Source organism: Ruegeria sp. SCSIO 43209, from assembly GCF_019904295.1.
In the GTDB taxonomy this organism is placed as follows: domain Bacteria; phylum Pseudomonadota; class Alphaproteobacteria; order Rhodobacterales; family Rhodobacteraceae; genus Ruegeria.
This window is the reverse complement of sequence record NZ_CP065359.1, coordinates 2,582,456-2,598,908: the sequence shown is the minus strand read 5'-3', so window position 1 is coordinate 2,598,908 and position 16,453 is coordinate 2,582,456. Positions and strand designations below refer to the sequence as shown.

At 53.3% G+C, this 16,453-nt stretch carries 11 protein-coding genes; 3 read left to right on the top strand and 8 right to left on the bottom strand.

The annotated features are described in order from the left end of the window. Positions 1 to 54 precede the first annotated feature (54 nt). Together I5192_RS13035 and I5192_RS13030 are read right to left on the bottom strand one after the other, a co-directional pair. Complete coding sequence (locus I5192_RS13035) at positions 55 to 1,008, bottom strand: prephenate dehydrogenase/arogenate dehydrogenase family protein (protein WP_255611850.1); 954 nt, start codon at positions 1,006 to 1,008, stop codon at positions 55 to 57. Between the two features lie 165 nt (positions 1,009 to 1,173). Further along, positions 1,174 to 2,820, bottom strand: a complete 1,647-nt coding sequence (locus tag I5192_RS13030; RefSeq protein ID WP_170625019.1) for a hypothetical protein — start codon at positions 2,818 to 2,820, stop codon at positions 1,174 to 1,176. Between the two features lie 450 nt (positions 2,821 to 3,270). Here I5192_RS13030 and I5192_RS13025 point away from each other — a divergent pair, with 450 nt between their 5' ends. Further along, positions 3,271 to 4,665 carry an alpha/beta fold hydrolase gene (locus I5192_RS13025; RefSeq protein WP_255611849.1) on the top strand — a complete coding sequence of 465 codons (1,395 nt, stop codon included), beginning with the start codon at positions 3,271 to 3,273 and terminating at the stop codon, positions 4,663 to 4,665. Between the two features lie 483 nt (positions 4,666 to 5,148). On the opposite strand, the gene I5192_RS13020 is transcribed toward I5192_RS13025, so the two are convergent. The 3 genes from I5192_RS13020 to I5192_RS13010 all read right to left on the bottom strand — a co-directional run bounded on the left by I5192_RS13020 (position 5,149) and on the right by I5192_RS13010 (position 9,046). Next, on the bottom strand, positions 5,149 to 5,979 hold the full coding sequence (locus I5192_RS13020) for a HupE/UreJ family protein (RefSeq protein ID WP_255611848.1): 831 nt from the start codon (positions 5,977 to 5,979) through the stop codon (positions 5,149 to 5,151). A gap of 155 nt (positions 5,980 to 6,134) precedes the next feature. Further along, positions 6,135 to 6,965, bottom strand: a complete 831-nt coding sequence (locus I5192_RS13015; protein ID WP_223117012.1) for a peptidyl-prolyl cis-trans isomerase — start codon at positions 6,963 to 6,965, stop codon at positions 6,135 to 6,137. Positions 6,966 to 7,123: 158 nt separating this feature from the next. Further along, positions 7,124 to 9,046, bottom strand: coding sequence for a DUF3604 domain-containing protein (locus I5192_RS13010; protein ID WP_223117011.1), 1,923 nt, complete (start codon positions 9,044 to 9,046; stop codon positions 7,124 to 7,126). Between the two features lie 711 nt (positions 9,047 to 9,757). Between I5192_RS13010 and I5192_RS13005 the strand changes: the two genes are divergently transcribed. Further along, entirely contained in the window at positions 9,758 to 11,533 is a 1,776-nt protein-coding gene (locus I5192_RS13005; protein ID WP_223117010.1) for an amidohydrolase, read from the top strand. A 438-nt stretch (positions 11,534 to 11,971) separates the two neighbouring features. Further along, the gene (locus I5192_RS13000; RefSeq protein ID WP_223117009.1) at positions 11,972 to 12,673 is read left to right on the top strand and encodes a hypothetical protein; all 702 of its coding nucleotides are present in this window, start codon (positions 11,972 to 11,974) and stop codon (positions 12,671 to 12,673) included. Between the two features lie 171 nt (positions 12,674 to 12,844). Here I5192_RS13000 and I5192_RS12995 read toward each other — a convergent pair whose 3' ends face one another. Genes I5192_RS12995 through I5192_RS12985 form a run of 3 tightly spaced genes read right to left on the bottom strand, consistent with a single transcriptional unit; the run spans position 12,845 to position 16,449 of the window. Then, the gene (locus tag I5192_RS12995) at positions 12,845 to 14,362 is read right to left on the bottom strand and encodes a proline/glycine betaine ABC transporter permease (RefSeq protein ID WP_170392769.1); all 1,518 of its coding nucleotides are present in this window, start codon (positions 14,360 to 14,362) and stop codon (positions 12,845 to 12,847) included. A 10-nt stretch (positions 14,363 to 14,372) separates the two neighbouring features. Continuing rightward, the gene (locus tag I5192_RS12990) at positions 14,373 to 15,422 is read right to left on the bottom strand and encodes a glycine betaine/L-proline ABC transporter ATP-binding protein (RefSeq protein ID WP_170565386.1); all 1,050 of its coding nucleotides are present in this window, start codon (positions 15,420 to 15,422) and stop codon (positions 14,373 to 14,375) included. A 58-nt stretch (positions 15,423 to 15,480) separates the two neighbouring features. Further along, positions 15,481 to 16,449, bottom strand: coding sequence for a glycine betaine ABC transporter substrate-binding protein (locus I5192_RS12985; protein ID WP_170392767.1), 969 nt, complete (start codon positions 16,447 to 16,449; stop codon positions 15,481 to 15,483). Positions 16,450 to 16,453 lie beyond the last annotated feature (4 nt).

Below are 16,453 nucleotides of genomic sequence, written 5' to 3'. Positions count from 1 at the left end.
AAGGCCTGTTCGCCCGACGCTTTCACTATGCGTTGTTCGAGATCCGATAAGTATTCAATGTCCGTTTTTGTTGTTGGCGGTGTAATCAAATGCTGCCTCCAGCTCTACACTCAGACTTGCGGCCATATCAAAAAACCGTCGTCGCACGGTCTCGGCGTAGGGATTGGCCTTCTCAATCGCTTCGAATACTTCTGGCGCATCGTGCTGAACCATGGAAATCGCCTCAGACAGCAAGTCAAAACTCTTCGTGGTCATGCGCGTTGGCAGCGGTCCCATTCGCAGAAGCACTTTGGCGATGAGGTGCGTGAGCCCTTGAACTACTGCCGCTTCTTGGTCGTGATCTTCTGGTGTTGTCATGATGACAGTCAGACCCAGTGTCTTGCGCAAAAACGCAGCAAGTCTGGCATGTTGCCTTCCCTGAATGGGGCAGACGGCAATTTTCAAACCCTTAATACCTGTCGCAGCACTCTGAGGACCAAACAAGGGGTGGGTCGCGATTATGTCTACATCGTTCGGTAGCCGCCGCCGCATGATTTCCGAGGGAACTACCTTTACTGAGCCTACATCAACAATCAGCGCGCTGGGCTTACAAGCAGCCGCGATCTCGCTGACAACTTGCTCAAATGAGGACACTGGTGCAGCAATGAGGACCACGTCAGCCTGCGATACTGAGTATAATGATGACGGACGTACTCCGAGTTGCTTTGCGGCCTTGGCAACGTCTGGGGACGGATCGTAAGCAGATATTTCGAAGTGCTGGCTAAGATGAAGGGCTGCAAGCTGTCCGAACGCACCAAACCCCACGATACCTAGTGAAGTGTTTTGATTTCTTCTGTTGTTGTTCATTTTTCGACCTTTAAATTTGCCGCCCGGCACAAGGTCGATTGTTTGTTGACCGCTGTCAGGGGCAGCGGAAACTAATGATGAAGCACCCGCAGCTATCGAAGCTGAGGATAATAGTCCTGGAGTGCAAAGAACGATTTCATCATGACAACAGCGATAAGACACCCGAGAGAGCAGAGTCAACGATATTGCTGCATAGCGGCAATCGGCTAGGGCGCTGCGTTTTAGAGTTTTGGATTCTATGCGGCCGTTCGACCAACTCGATTTGAAGCCCGCATTGCGGGTAAAGTAGATGTTGCTTTTGACTCAGACTGTCCTTCTGGCAGCCGATTACTCGGCTGCCAAAGCCTTGTGCCGGCAATAACATGATGCTTTGATTGGCACTTCGGCGCGGGCAGCGGCCTTGTCCAGTTGTAGTTTTATTTGGGGCGCTTCAACCGTTTCACCGCGCCGAGTTAGGCATTCGTACAAGCCGTGCAAGCTCCAGACATTGCCTGGGTGCTGGCAGGCCCGGCTAAGCGTTGCATCCAGACCAAGGTCGGCGCGATAGACGCTTTCCGCTTCCACCATATGGCCTTGCTCCAATAATAAAGCGCCGAGCGCATGCCGAGTGGGCTGCATCCAACCCCAGGGTTCGTCATAGGGCAGCGCATCATCAATCTCGACCGATCTGCGCAGATGCTCGAAAGCGCTCTCGTGCTCTCCCTTGTGATAGGCTAGCTCACCTAGCATCATTTGCTCAGCAACCTTCAAGATGTCGAGGCACGTGTTGTTGAACAGCATTCTGGTTTCAGGCACCTGATCCAAAGCTTCATAATACTTTACCTTTTCACCATCGGCTTCAGTGATCTTGTGCTGGTTCGCCAAGGCAACGGTTCGCGCGTACCGCATCATGGCGGTAGTGACGCAGAAAAGCTCTTCATCCACTGGCAGGTCCTGATCGAGTATCTCTTGCCAGCGTCCGAACCGGATCAGAACATGTTGCTTCATAGGGATGAAACCTTCGAACCAGTCGGCCATGGGGCGAAGGGTCTCCGCAGGTAATGTCGCAATCAATTCTTCCGCCGCTTCTATCGCTGCACTCGGTTGTCCGAGGAACATCGCCCCGTAGATCTTGAAGTGGTAATTGTGGCAGCGATAAACGGAGTAGAAGTTGTCGGGGCCTTCGTGCTTCAGAAACTTCCTGTCGGCAACGATGGCCGCTTGATTGCGAAGCACCACGTTCATGTAGTCACCGCACAAAACGTCGACATGAGTAGGCATATGCAGTAGGTGCCCGGCGTCCGGAATCAGTGTGCTGAGCGCATCGCCATGGCGCAGCGCCCTTTCGGGGTGTGGGGACATTTCCATCAGATGGATATACATGTGTAGAAGCCCAGCATGTTCCCATGCGCCAGGAAGAGAGGAGAACGCTGTGTCGAGCACGCCAATTGCCTCAAGCGTGTCTGCGCCTTCGGCTGGCTTCCCGGTCCGTAAATCCCAAAGCTGCCAAGGCGTCCGGTTCATGATAGCCTCGGCAAGGACGGCGCACACGTCCAGATCATTGCTGAATTCGGCATGGACTTTGCGCATTGCGGTAGCAAAGGCATCATTCCAGGGTCTGAAATCCTCTACGTCTGGCGAACTCGGATAGCGGGATGGGATCGCCTCGATCAAGGCACGTTCAATTGGTGTCAATCGATCTAAAAGCGCGGTAGCGGCTTCGATTGATGCACTTGCCAATGCGATGCAGTCGGGCTTCTCGTCGTCCTCAAAAGTTTCCCAAGGCTTGTTGTAGTTAGGTCCGATGCAATACGCGATGCCCCAATGCGCCATCGCACAATCGGGGTCGGCGGCAAGAGCCTTTTGAAAGCAAACTATCGCCTCTTCGTGATTATAGGCATATGTCCACGCCAAGCCCCGATCAAACCATCTCTGAGCGTTATCTGACGACGTTGAAATCTTACGAGTGTAGTCGCCGAGGTCGTAGTACTCCATCGGGATTTTCCCCCACTAAATTCGCTAAGTTTATCATGGAACGCCTTGAGTCGATAGCGACGCCGCAATTTGGCGAGAAATGGAGTACCTGCTCATTCTTTTAGCTGATTTGCGCTCACTGTTGTCATGTGGGCGCTTCTGTCTGATGACGCCTGTCTTCGCTATGCGGTTCTTGGCTGTCTCCGGTTCGAGGTTTCAGTCTTTCAGGTCCGGTTCTTCCGTCTGCGTAAGCTCATCAAGATCGAGGCAAGGACAGAGACTCGGACAAAACGGCCTTTCGCAAAAAGACGTATCTGCAGGCACTTTACGTGACTGTATCTCCGATTTTCCGACTTTTAGAGACCTTGCGAACGGTAATCTCGAAGCAAAAAACACGCCTTCTGACAAGTTATCGATTCTAACATCTTATGGGCGTGGTAGAGTTTTCGAGCAATCTTGCGGGAAATAACCATGAGCCAACGTCGCCTTGCTGCAATCCTGTCTCTCGACGTCGTCGGCTTCAGTCGGATGATGCAGGGTGGCTCAAAGGCACTGCTCAAAACACTGAACACGCTGTACCGCGATTTGGTGACACCAATCGTCGGACAGCACCATGGCCGGGTGGTCAAACTTCTTGGCGATGGGGCACTAATAGAATTTCCGTCAGCGAGTCACGCACTCGAAGGGGCAATCGCGATTCAATCCCACCTTAGAGAGCCAGACCATCCATATTTGGTTCCAGAACGCATTCAGCTTAGAGCAGGCTTGCATGTAGGCGATGTCACTGTGGACGGTGAAGATATCTTCGGAGACGGCGTAAACATTGCGGCACGTCTCCAAGCGGCAGCTGAACCCGGTGGCATTCTGGTCTCAAAAGTACTCTGCGATCTTGCCGGGTCGGATTATGCCAACCGATTGCACAGAGAGGGACTGCGGACACTCAAAGGTATTGCACAGCCGATTGAGGTATTGTCGATTAATTTCACTGATGAAGGTGTATCAAAGTCACGAGTTGATTTCGCCAAAACACAAGAAATCCGCTACTGTCAAACTGATGACGGCATTAGTCTGGCTTGGAGCGTAGTGGGTGACGGATCCCCGGTTGTTAAAGCACCAAGTTGGATTGGACATCTAGAACTGGACTGGCGCAATCCTGCGGTGGCTCCAATTTGCACTTCGGTTGCGCAACATCACCGACTAATTCGATTTGATGCACGGCTCAACGGTCTTTCTGACTGGGATGCAGAAACTTGCACGTTCGATAGGTTCGTCGATGACTTGGAAACCGTTTACGACACGGCTGGTTTAAAGCGCGCGCCAATCCTTGCGATTTCACAGGGGTCTGCTGTAGCCGCCGCCTTTGCAGCCCGTCGACCAGACCGGGTCTCGGCAATTGTTATGATCGGTGGTTTCCCAGTAGGACGAGCAAAACGTAAGTCTCCGAAGGATGTGGCGCGGGCTCTGGCTATGAAACACATGATGACTGCAGGGTGGGACGACGAGTATCCGTCTCTACGCGATTTGATGGCGCAGATCATTGTGCCAGGCGCGAGCCAAGAAGCCCGGCGGCAATATGCAAAAGACATGAGCCAAATGATCTCGCCCGAAAACATGGGACGGTATCGCGATGTGATCGACCAAATTGATATCCGGCAAACATTGTCAAAGGTTGAGGTGCCGTGCCTGGTTTGTCATGCGACGGGAGACAGGATGCAACCGGTCGATCAGGGGCGACTGTTCGCTAAGGGATTACCCAACGCGAAGTTCATCGCCTACGAAAGCTCTAACCATGCCATGCCGGACAACGACCCAGAGTGGCCGCGTTTCGAGAGAGACGCATTGGCTTTCTTAGCAGAACACAAGTGAAAGGTTATGTCAGATTAACTAGGCTTCACCGTGGCACGGGATGGCGTTTGGGAATGACCAGACCAAACTCCGTCAAGTACTTCAAAAGCATTCCCGAGGTCATTCGCCCAATCGTGATCCTGGTAGGCATCGACCGCTATCCGGCGATTGAAGTAGTGGTTTGCTTGGTCCGCAGGGGAACTGACCACTCAACCAAAGATCGCTTCATATTAAACCCGTTAAACATCGCTTGTCGTTTGTTTTATCCCATTTATGGCGAGCGGGTTTGAAGGTGCTGGCTGAAGTATGCGTACCCGATCCGCAGTTTGTACAGGGAGCAACTATGGCCGCTTAGGTAAACAAACGTTGGGCATGCGATGAAGTGGGCTTTTGTTCGCAGCCTATTCTGCGCGGTTGCACCTGCATCCGGTCAATTTGCGCGCTTCGCAATCGACTAGTGCCTTGAGCCGATCTACCACCTCAACGACATCGAGGTTTAGCGCTTTAGAACCCACTTATGCGTTCTATGAGCCAGTACATCGATACTGACCCGATGCCATAAGCGGCAATCACAGTCGCCCTTTGGCTAACTGGACGTGCCATCAATCGCCAGATCGCGACAAGAAGTGCCAAAGCTCCGACAAAGCTCAACTGACCAGCTTCGACGCCTAGGTTGAAGGCAAACAAGGCTGCAGGAATATCGTTGGAGGGAAGTCCTATCTCGGCCAAAGCGCCTGCAAAACCAAGGCCGTGCAAAAGCCCAAATCCGAAACAAACGATCCAGGGCTTTTGTTTTGAAAGTCGAAAACGCCCGTCACCGCCCTTAACAATTTCCATTGCCAAAAAAACGATAGAAAGCGCAATGACGGCCTCGACCGGCGGGCCGGGGACATTCAGAAATCCTAGCGTTGCCAGTGCCAGTGTTATTGAATGTGCCAAGGTGAATGCCGTGATTGCTCCCGCCAGTCTCCACGGATTAGGGACCAATATAAATAGGGCGAAGACGAAGAGCAGATGATCCCAGCCTTCTAGTATGTGTTCATAACCCAACTGAAAATAGGCTATGAAAACAGACCATGTTGTCTGTTCAAAAGGTATATTTTGGATGGCAGCATCCGGGGTGAAACGAAGCGTGGCAGGCTCGGCGTGCAGAGGATGCACACGGACCAAAACGTCGTTCTTTTGTGCCGCCAGTCCGTCGATCTCGATGGATTGGCCCGCGATCTCAGCACGGCATTCGACAACCCAGGAAGAAACCCACGCTCGCCCATCGGAGATTGGGTCAGGGCCGTGTGTGGGTGTACAGCCATCCGGTAACACCGCATCAATCGCCATTGGTTGACCATACACATCTGGTTTTCGCCAATGAACACTCCAAGTGTCCGTAGTGATTTGTCGAATTTCCAAGTATCCCGGATCAAGCGCATGCGCGTTGGCGTACCCCGTGGGCCACGCGAACAGCAGAGCAAACATCAAGCTGAAGAAGAAGTTCATTTGACCTGACCTGTGAGATCGGGTGCTGTGATCTCATAATTGTCGGCAAGAGCCTCGTATTGCGCCTGCGCCAAATCTTCGCTCATGGCGCGACGCCAATCACGAAGCACCACACTGTGGATCTCTTGCAAGCGAGGTATCCGGCTTGGTTCAATGGCAAGCACTTTCACCAGATGGATGCCGTAACCCGATTGGACCGGCCCCATCCACTGGCCTTTTTCGAGATTGGCGAGACCATTGGAAAATCCGGTTCCAAAGACCGAGTCGATTACCCGTGTCGCGGTTAGGGGCATTGATGCAGGCAGTAGTGTCGCGCTTTCCAAGCCGGAAGTCTCTTGCTCCGCACGCAAGGCGGCCAGTGCCCTTTCAATCTCGGTCTCACTTGGTTCTTCACCAAGAAAAACTTGAGTGAACGCGACCTTATTGGGTGTCGCGTAGCGGTCCGTGTTTTGTTGGAGGAAAGCCTCTAGATCTTCGTCTTCTGGAATAACTGAAGCGGCGATGGCTTCGGTCAGAAAATCCATCTTTTGGCTCAGCCGCGATCTAATCACGCTATCTCCGCGTTCCAAGCCAAGCTTTCTTGCTTCCCTAACTAAAACTTCTTCGCGAATTGAAGCGTCGACCAACGCTTGTAGCTCAGAACCGCTTGGCTGGCGTTTCCACCTCGCTTCGAACTGTGAAGCTAACAGCGCGGCATCACTTTCGCTTATCGCTATCGTCTCCGGATCTGCAGCGGCGTCGTTATCTGGTGATATTATGTGGAACCAAATGAATATGGCAGCTCCGATCAAGAAGAAATGGAACAGAGGTTCTTTCACTATTCGCATGAAGGCTCCTGCGTGAAACGCGATACGGCATTATGTTTTATGCTGGCATCAGGCAGTTGAATAACACAAGGAATTGCAACTCAAGGTGCGCCGCTTATCATAAGAGCGTCCCGAGTTAGTGATTGCGATCTGGGTCCCCAAATCTGCACGAAGTAAGGTCACTCTGCCGGCGTGTACCAAATCGGCGAGGAATACGCGCGCTCCTGATGCGTAAGTACCGCATCTTCCGGCAGCTCCGCACCAAACCTCAGTTTGTCGTACAACACCCAGCGTGGGGTTGGGATTTCGAGCGCACGTACGTAATAGAATGCCCGCGCATTTGGATCGAAATCAGGATCAGACCAAACGGTTACCAGTTCGGCGGTTCCAATTGTATTGGTCCAGCTGGCGGTTTCCAGATCCACGGTATTCCCAACCGCAGGGATCTTGCCGTTTTGATCGGCAACACGGTTGTCCGACCATGCCACGTCATAGACGTTTTCCTGCAAAGCACCTTCGGAATCGAGCCATCCCTTTATCACCTGTACACGATCCAGGTTGGCCCCGACCGGGTCGCGCAGAGCAGCGATCAGGAATGTGGGCGGACCTTCACCCTCGCGAGGTCGCAGATCCGAACCCATTGGAACACCTTTTGTGTAGCCCACATCCGCAAGGAAGCGAGTTTCAACATCAGCGTCATCGAAATCCCATCCGCCAAAGAACCGTAGACCAATCCGCGGTCCAGTGCTCGCGTAGGTTTCGCGCCGCTTGAACGCATCGAAGATCGCAGCGCGAGTATTGTCGGTCGCCCAAACGGCCGTGTACCCGGAAGCTACAAGGAGGTCGCCAGGAATTTCGCCAAGATCGTTGGCGATGAAAGGATGCTTTATTCTCGTGGCCGAAGGTTCAACGCTGACGGATTTTCCGAAGAAGTTGTCTTCCTCAGCAGTTGCCAGAGACGTATGGCTGTCCGTCGCGCCACCCATGCCAAACTTATATGGGTTCACGCCGAACTTATCTTCCAACAACAAACCGCGCTTCAAGGCTTCTCGGGCGTACTCGCCGGCCAGCATGTCATCAGTTTTCAGCTCGGTTATGTCGAGGTTGCCAACGTCCCAGTTTTCGTAATCCGCGAATTCGTCGTCGGGGCTCAGATAGGGGTGCGCTTCGCCATCGCCCTTGATCTGAGTGACTTCGTAATGGGGTTCCCATTTTGCGCGGGCAGCCACATATTCCTCGTCGACCTTGCCACCGTGATAGGTGTCTTCGGTCGGGAACATCCATCCGTTCGACAGGTTGCCATTATGGGCGAAAGCTACCGCGCGACCACCCGTTTTTTCTTGATAGTCATCTAGCCATGAATACAGCGTTCTTGGGTCGGTATCACCAAAGGGCGGTTGCGTGACTGGCGGCACCATCTGAAGCGCCCTGATGGGCCCATCGCGCAGCATAACATTCCGGTGCAGGTTGAAGCCCTTGGGTACGGAAGTCCACTCGAACCCTATGAACGCCGTGAAATTGCCGGGGTCGTTATGTTCTTCCGCAGCCAGAACGATTTGCTCCCATGTAAAAGCAAAAGCGTCAGCACCCGGGCTGTAGGAGTCCAGAAGGACTTCTGGCAGGGTCATTTGCGAGAAATTGGTAATGATATCGAACGCCGCTTTGCCGGCCTCTTCGCCGCCTGCCTTGTAACCTTCGTACCATTCCAAACCTTTCGGATCGGCAAGAACGCCTGGCTTGCCAGCCTGAAGGTCAGGGGCGAATCCCATTAGGTCAGTGTGATCCGTGAGAACCATCCAGTCCAAAGGCCGGGCCAGTCTTACTGGTTGACCCGTTGAAGAAGTAACCTGTTCACCTTTTGCAAAACGCCATGCTTCATCAGGCAACAGAGTGTTCCCAAAAGCACCTGCGTCCAGCGAAAGCCCGGTGTGAAGATGCGTGTCTCCCCACAGCGGTCGCTCGGGAAAAGTGCGTTCGGCATACGGGGAATACGGTTGATCTGAGAACAAGCCTGCCGCGGCTTCTTCACTTGGAACAGCATCTGCAAGGACAGTCGATGATGCCAGCCCTAGTGAGATAGAACAAACAAAAGCTCGAAGCATGTGGAACTCCTAAATCAAGATAGCTCGGTGGTGCCGATGATCTGCAACTCAAGAATTAATATTCCTATTTCTCTATATAACATCAATTTTCCGTTTGTGGGGATATTCCGCTTTTGGCATTGTCACGGTGGTACACTTAGGAGTTTGTCTGAAGAAGTTGGTCTAACAATAACTCCATAAGCCATCTCCTAGATTGTTGTGCTCAACATCGATAACGGAAGCTTTAGAGAAATTGCGACTCAGCACCGTTAGGATTGGCAAATGCTCGGCCGCCCTCCATTGCAGCAGCCATCTAACTTTAAGATGAAGGCCTGAGATGGATCTTGGGATGATTTAAGATCAGCAACTCGCCGCAGCCCAAACCAGGCCTTCAAACCTGCGCCTTGCAATTCTAGCTTTGCAGACTTTGCCGCTATTAGCGATTAACTGTTTTAATTTCCGCTCTCAGATCAAAGAAGAAAGCAAAAAAAGCGGTCAGGCTAAGGAAAGCTGACCTTCGACGACCCGGAGCTGAAGGCCCCGCTTGCGGACAAAGCAAGGGTAAATTTCAGAACTGAATCGCGGTAATTTAAGTTGCTAATAGTATCAAGATATTCAACGCTGTGCATCAGATGGGCGCGCGCGCATTGCTCGGAAGCTTGCTTGAGGGTCCCGTTCAGCCAATCCCTGCGTTGGCGAGGATCAATGTTTGCACAATGATTGGATAGCCCCATGGCCTTCTCATTTCGCTTCCTGTTAGCGCCCGTTGCATTAATCGCCCTTGCGACGACGGCAGTACACGCTCAAACCGCCGACACCATATACACCAATGCGCAGGTCTATACGGTCGACCCTGAACAAGAATGGGCCCAGGCGTTTGCGATTGAGGATGGACGTTTCATTGCTGTCGGTTCAGCAGAAGAAGTCGTTGCGCTGGCTGGGAGCGAGACTGAAACGATCGACCTTGCGGGTGCGATGGTATTGCCGGGCCTTTATGACATCCATGTTCATTTCCGCAATTGGTACGTTGCTGCGGCATTGTCTGACGAGGTGATCCTACTCCCGGGCGATGCCGACCCGGAAGCGGCAACGGAGTTGATTCGCGAATTTGTAGCTGCGCGCCCAGATCTCGAATACCTTTTTGGATCTGGATTGGCCAACGAGTTGTTTGATGGAGAACCGAACACTACTTGGCTTGATGAGGCAGTCTCTGATATTCCGGCCTATATTATCACTGCAACCGGGCACGAGGCAGTGCTGAATACACCGGCGATGATCGATAGCGGTATTGATGTCGATACACCGGACCCACGGAACGGGATCATTGTGCGGGATCCAGAAACAGGAGAAGCAACAGGCTACATGAAAGAGGCCGCGATGGGTCTTTACGCGATGCCATTTCTACGCGGGCTGGATATCGAAACCCACGTTGATGGCGCAAGGGACGTGCTACACTTGCTTGCCTCAATGGGTGTGACATCTGCCAGAAACATGCATAGCGAATTGATAAATGTGCAGGCGCTACATCGGCTTGCAACGACCGAGGGGCTTCCGATCAGGGTTAGTGTGGCGTGGACCTACGATTCTCCGACGCGGGCATATCAATCCGTGGAAGACCAACGTGCTGCAATCGACACGTTTCAAGACTTGATCGCGCCACGGCTGGACCCAACCTTTATTAAGGTCAATATCGATGGCATTCCGACTGAAACCGGAGCGATGCTGGAACCTTTCCTGACGAACGCCTCGAAAGCGGAACAGTCCCAATCTGACGCGGTTTCAAAGTATGATCCTCTTGCTTCTGGTCAGGGCGACTATGGGCTAATCTTTTTCACCGAAGAGGAACTTGTGGCCGACATTATCCGGTTTGAAGAACAAGGTATGAAAGGCATGGTTTTCCACACTGTGGGTGATCGCGGTGCTAGGCTTGTTCTGGACGCAATGGAAATCGCACGAAACCAACTCGGCGAGCTGAAAGGCCGCTACCAGCTTGCCCATTCGTTTTTCATATCGGAAGATGACATGCCAAGACTGGTAGAACTCGATCTGACACCGGAATTCTCGCCAGTACTATGGTTTTCGAACCCCCACAACGATGTCGTCAACCGCGTGGTTGGCCCGGAACGCGCGCAGAGGGTTTTCCCAATGCGCTCTGTGGCTGACGCCGGAGGACGGGTCGTTATCGCTTCTGATGGTCCGTTGTTCATGCAGACCCCATTGGCATCGATCGAGGCGGCCGTGACCCGTATCGATCCTGTGGCTGACACGAGTCCACCCGATCCTGCGGTGGGCCAAGCGATCACGCTGAAGCAGGCAATTGATGCCCGCACAATCAACTCTGCATACTTGGATTTTGCGGAAGAAGAGCTTGGCTCAATCGAAACCGGCAAGCTTGCCGATTTCATCGTGCTTGACCGCAACCTATTTGAAATTCCGATCTCGGAGGTCAGTGAGGCGCAGATATTAAAGACGTTCGTCGAGGGCGAGATGGTTTTTGAGGCCAAATAACGTTTTGATCTGAGTTTATTTAACTCACTGGCAGCAAGGCTTCCGAAAGAGACGCATGGTCCAGGCTCTCTTGGGGGTTACAAGGCCATGCGCTTGTGAACGCACCGGGTTCAATTCGGCAAGGCCGAGCGCCTTTACAAGTGTTTGTTTCAAGGCACGCCTTCAACCATGTAATTCTCGCTTTCCGTGCTTCTTTTTCATTGGCAAACCTTGCGTCATTGGGCGCGATGGGCTCGAGGCACGTGTTTGGCAAACTTGAATAATTGGCTGTTAAGCAGACAAAAGCTGCCGTTGATCGTTCAGTACGATCGGTACTCAAAAAACTAGTCGGTAGGCATTCTGAGAAAGCCGCTATCGCACCTTCTTCACTTTCTGGGTTGTGCTTTTGATCACAACGAGTGTCTCATCTGCTTGTAATATGTTCGTTGGATCTTAGCCGTGTTCGAAGCGCCGACATACCTCGCGATAACATCGATTGCAGTCATTGGTACTGTTCACGTCTTCTGCGTGTCTTTTTTCCGCAGATTCCCGGCCCCGGCAAGCTGGCTATCTGATTTTTCATCAGGGATCGGACTTGGCTATGCTTTCCTTTTCTTGCTGCCAAAAATCGGTGAATTGTCAGCCGGTTTAGCTGCAACCGGGAAATGGGAACACTCGCTGTATGGTTACTCTCTGCTAGGATTTCTCGCTTACTACTTGTTGGAAGCCGGTCGCGAGATAGGGGTCGACAACAGGTTGTCTCTTGGCTTGGATGCTGTGGCACTCGGAACCTATAACTGCTTGCTTGCCATTACAGTCATGCAAGCAACCGCAACTTCGCCTGAACTGTACGTCATAGGAACGTTGGCCTATTCGCTGCATTTATTTGGAGTGAATATTTATCTCTATAAAACCCACCCCGGGCATATGTCTGGATGGCTACGTACATATTTTGTCGCTTCACTTACGGTCGGCATATTGATCGGTCTCAACGCGGACAAAAGTAGCATGCTCTATTCAATCGCGACCGGGTTAACGGGGGGCGTGATTATAGCTCTATCTCTTCGGGTTAAACTGCCCGATCGTTCTTCAATGAATACAAAGGCTCTTTTGATTGGTGTGGTGTTCGCTGCGGTCGCAGTCGTTGTAACCCGGTACTGATCCGAGGACACTATTGGACTTTTCTTTAGATTAATGCACCGGATGTTTCTCAGCCTTTTTTGAGAGGTATGGGCAAAGCATCGGATTGCTCTTCAGGCAGCGCCCTCTACCAATTGGCTTTGAAAACACACTTAGAACTTCAGTCGGATGATCGTGCGTTTGCCACAATTGTTATTTTCGTCCGGCCACAATCCGATCCAAGATTAACGCGCAGAACAAGATTGCCAAACCGGCCAGAATTCCTTGTCCCGCCGCTGCGTATTGCAGTGCCTCTAGCACGTCCTCGCCCAAACCCTTGGCGCCGATCAGCGAGGCGACAACAACCATTGCCAGAGACATCAGGATAGTCTGGTTCACACCTGCCATGATGGTTTTGTGCGCCAAGGGCAGGTCTACCCGCCATAGCAGGTAACGAGGCGTTGCTCCAAAGGCCAAAGCGGCTTCCCGCACAGTTTCAGGGACTTGCTGCAGGCCAAGTACCGTAAAGCGGATTACCGGAGGGCTACCGAAAATCATGGTTGCAACTACGCCTGCAGGCTTTCCAGATCCAATAAAAGCCACCACCGGGATCAGGTAGACGAAGGAGGGCATTGACTGCATGAAATCTAGAATGGGCCGCACGATGGCAAAAGCACGTGGGCGACGGGCGCAATAGATACCCAATGGAATGCCCAGCGTGATCGAAATCAGCGCCGCGGCGCCCAACAGGGCGATTGTAGTCATCGCCTTTTCCCAAAAATCCAGCAGGCCTAGATAGGCCAGCGCGGCTCCGGTGAAGATCGCCACACGGGGACCAGCCGACAGGTAAGCCAGCATGATGATCACCAAAGCTACGACCGGCCAGGGGGTATCGACCAGCACAACCTCGATCCAGTCCAGCAGGGTGCGCATACCATAGGTCAGCCCATCAAAGAAGCCGCGCCCGGCAGTCTTGGTCCACTCGAACACCGCTTGCACACCATCGCCTACGTTCAGACGCCAGTCCCGGTTGGTTGGGAAGGTCTTGAGCACAGCCACCGCGTCCGGTTGTGCAAATTTGATCATAGACAGGATCACCACCACAGCGGTCAACGCCGTTGCCACAATCAGCCGAGAGATAGACCAGCCATGGGCTACACTTGGGTCTGAACGCCAGCGCGCGAATTGACCTTCAAGCGTCCAGTTGGCCAGCGAAGCAGCTAAAAACTTGACTGCCAGCAGAAGGGCGATCCCAATGATCAGATACGTGACACCGGTAGAGTCCGCTGTGCGTGCGGCCTCCTGCGCGCCAGCCAGAGCACCTTCAAGTGATTCCGCCGCGCGTTTCAACGACTCCAACGTGGTCGACCCGGATTGCTCCGCCGCTGCAATCTGCTGTCGGCGCAGCTCCAGTGTCTGCTCGATCTGTATCGCCCGCTCGCGGAACTCGCGCCCAAGATCACCAAACAAACCCAGACCGATCTGGATGTAGGCCAGCGTTTCCAAAACCAAAAACCCGAGAAACCACGACCACAGCCCGCGTGCACCAAACCAGATCGGCCCGAGGATTGCTGCAGCTGTGTTTAAAGTAAAGCGATAGCCTGGGGCCTGCATCATGTAGGCGAAGGTCTTCTGGTAATAGGCGTTCCCCTGACCGACAAAATCTCCTATTAGCCCATTCAGACGGTCGGCGGTTTCCGGTTGGATCTGTTGCGTATCAACATGTTTCATATCGTTGCCCTTACGCCTGACTGTCCTGAATTGCGCGGATCAAACCCGCACGGTTAATAACACCTACCGTCTGGCCATCCTGCGTTACGGCTACGACTCCATGTCCGTCCACGCAGAGATTCATCAGGTCGGACAGATCCATATCTGGGTGAGCCTCTTTGGCATCCTCCGGGAGTTCGCCGTGATGCGCCTCGAACTCATCGACCGGTTTCATGACCGCATGGGCGAAGATCATATTGAGTTTCGAAATCCCCGCCACAAAGTCGGCCACATAGTCGTCAGCGGGGTTGAGTATGATCTCTTCCGGTGTGCCGATCTGCACGATGCGCCCGTCCTTCATGATCGCGATGCGGTGGCCGATGCGGATTGCTTCATCCAGGTCGTGGGTGATAAACATCGTGGTTTTGTTCAGCTTGTGACTGAGGTCCATGAACTGATCCTGCAACTGCTTGCGGATTAGCGGGTCTAGGGCCGAGAACGGCTCATCCATCAAAAGGATTTCAGGGTCTGCAGCGATCGCACGGGCCAGTCCCACGCGTTGTTGCATACCGCCTGACAGCTCATGTGCGTATTTGTCTTCCCAACCGTTCAGCTCGACCAGCTCCAGCACCCGGTCGGCCTCTTCCCAGCGGCGTGCTTTTCCGGTTCCGCGAATTTCCAGCGGCATTGCTACATTGTCGCGGACTGTGCGGTGAGGCATCAAGCCAAAGTTCTGGAACACCATCGCAACGCGCCGGTTACGCAGATCGCGCAGACCTTCATCGTTCAGGCCCATCACATCCTCGCCATCCAGATAGATATGGCCGTCAGTGGGCTCCAGCAGACGGTTCACATGACGCACAAGGGTCGATTTACCCGAACCCGACAGGCCCATGACGCAGAACAGTTCACCTCGTTCGATCTCAAAGCTGGCATCAGCCACGCCGACAACGCAGTTGAAGCGTTCCAGCACCTCAGCCTTGCTCAGGCCCTCGCTGTGGATAGCGTTCAAAGCCTCCTGCGAGCGTGTACCGAAAACTTTCCACACGCCTTTTGCGTCGATTGCTATTTCCGCTGTCATATTGGCCCCATTGGAATTGTGTTGGTTCGCGCCCCCGATAGTCAGGGGCGCATGGGCTTTAGTTGGTCGTCAGTCCCAGCCAACCGTCGACGATATCGCCGTTGGCGGCGATCCATTCGGCTACGACTTCATCCGTGTCACGGCCCTTGACTACGACTTCATAAGTCAGACCGCTTAGCTCTCCCGCATCCATGTCGATATTGGCAAGGAAAGAGGCCGCTGCCGGGTTGCGCTGTTCCAGCGATTTCGAATGCGCCACTGTCACGGTTTTGACCGGTTCACCCGTGCTGACATGGGATTTGTTATACCAATCGGCATCCTGATCGGGCTGAACCATCTTGTAGGTGGCCGCGTCGTGCTCGGGCTCTTCCAGAATGGTCACATCATATAAGGCGTGCACATAGTGTGGCGCGTAGCAGTAGAAGGCCGCGCCTTTCTTCTGGTCGATCTGATCTTTCAGACGGGAATAGAACACGGTTTCGTCTTCGGTGGTCGGCGTCAGAAATGTCTCGATCCCATAATCCCGCACCCGCACCTTGAACGTGTTGGTCGAGGCCCAGCCCGAGGCACCAACCCAGACCTCACCCATGCCGTCGCCATCGGAGTCAAACAGCTCTTGCGCGACGGGTGTCGCCAGGTCGTAGATCGAACGGATGTTGTGATCTTCGACCATGTAGTTTGGCACGCAAATCCCGGCGCGGCCTTCGTAACTGCCTGAGGATAAACCTACGGTGCCTTTCTGATCGACATATTCATCCGTGAAGGACGACTGGTTCGGCAGCCAAACATCCGGGTGTACGTCGATGTCACCACGACCGCCATCCATGGCGGCAAAGATCACCGCGTTTGCTCCGGGGGCATAGCCAGCTTCTCCACCCAAGCGGGTCTCAATGATCTGGCCGATCACACGGCTCATTATTTTGGCACCGGGCCAGCTGGGCTCGCCCACCATAACCTTTTCTTGTGCCATCGCCGTTGTTGCGCCGAAAGCAAAGGTCAAGGTTGCAATAAGTTTCAGTTTTTTCATGTAC